The organism is Halorubrum kocurii JCM 14978, assembly GCF_000337355.1.
GTDB classification, from domain to species: Archaea; Halobacteriota; Halobacteria; order Halobacteriales; family Haloferacaceae; genus Halorubrum; species Halorubrum kocurii.
In genome coordinates, this window is record NZ_AOJH01000022.1 from 1 (window position 1) to 1,081 (window position 1,081).

Consider the following 1,081-nt stretch of genomic DNA (forward strand, 5'->3'; position numbering starts at 1 on the left):
CTTCGGGTGCGGAACTCGCGGTCGCTGTCGTCGTCGGCTGGCATTACTGTTGTGTGCACGCGCCGAGCGCTTAAAGCCGCCCGGCAGTCACGGACGTTTCCGGTATCTCGGAGACCGAAATCGGCGGCCGTTCGGCGACCGGACGCCCCGCTCGTGACAACCGTTAACAGCGTCGGCCCGTAAGGTTAGCCATGGGAACCCAAGGTCCGCGCGGCGATACCTTCGAGTTGGAGGACGCGATGGGCGGCATCCCGGACTCCGTCTGGCAGTACACGGCCCTCGGCGCCGCCCTGCTCGTCGGCTTCGCCCTCCTCAGCCAGAGCCTCGTCTACGGCGTCGCGGCGCTCGCGGTGTTGCTGGCGGCGGTCACGGTCGTCAGCGCGGTCGAGATCGTCGACGCCTACGACAAGGAGGCGCTCACGGTGTTCGGCGAGTTCCGGAAGCTCCTCGAACCCGGCGTCCACCTCATCCCGCCGTTCGTCTCCCGCACGTACGCGTTCGACATGCGGACGCAGACGCTCGACGTCCCGCAGCAGGAGGCGATCACGCGGGACAACTCGCCGGTGACGGCGGACGCGGTCGTCTACATCAAGGTGATGGACGCCAAGAAGGCCTTTTTAGAGGTCGACGACTACAAGAACGCCGTCTCGAACCTCGCGCAGACGACCCTCCGCGCCGTCCTCGGCGACATGGAGCTCGACGACACGCTCTCGCGCCGGGACCAGATCAACGACCGCATCAACGAGGAGTTAGACGAGCCAACCGACGAGTGGGGGATCCGCGTCGAGGCGGTCGAGGTCCGCGAGGTGAGCCCCTCCCAAGAGGTCCAGCGCGCGATGGAGCAACAGACCGGCGCCGAGCGCCGCCGTCGCGCGATGATCCTCGAGGCGCAGGGGGAACGCCGCTCGGCGATCGAGCAGGCGGAGGGGGACAAGCAGTCGAACATTATCCGCGCGCAGGGGGAGAAACAGTCACAGATCCTCGAAGCGCAGGGGGACGCGATCTCGACGGTGCTGCGCGCCCGCTCGGCCGAGTCGATGGGCGAGCGCGCCATCATCGAGCGCGGGATGGAGACCCTAGA

1 protein-coding gene is annotated in these 1,081 nt (G+C 67.5%); it reads left to right on the forward strand.

Annotated features, from left to right (window positions below; genetic code table 11):
- Window positions 1-191 precede the first annotated feature (191 nt).
- A partial coding sequence (locus C468_RS02445) for an SPFH domain-containing protein (RefSeq protein ID WP_008847290.1) occupies window positions 192-1,081 on the forward strand: 890 nt, incomplete at its 3' end.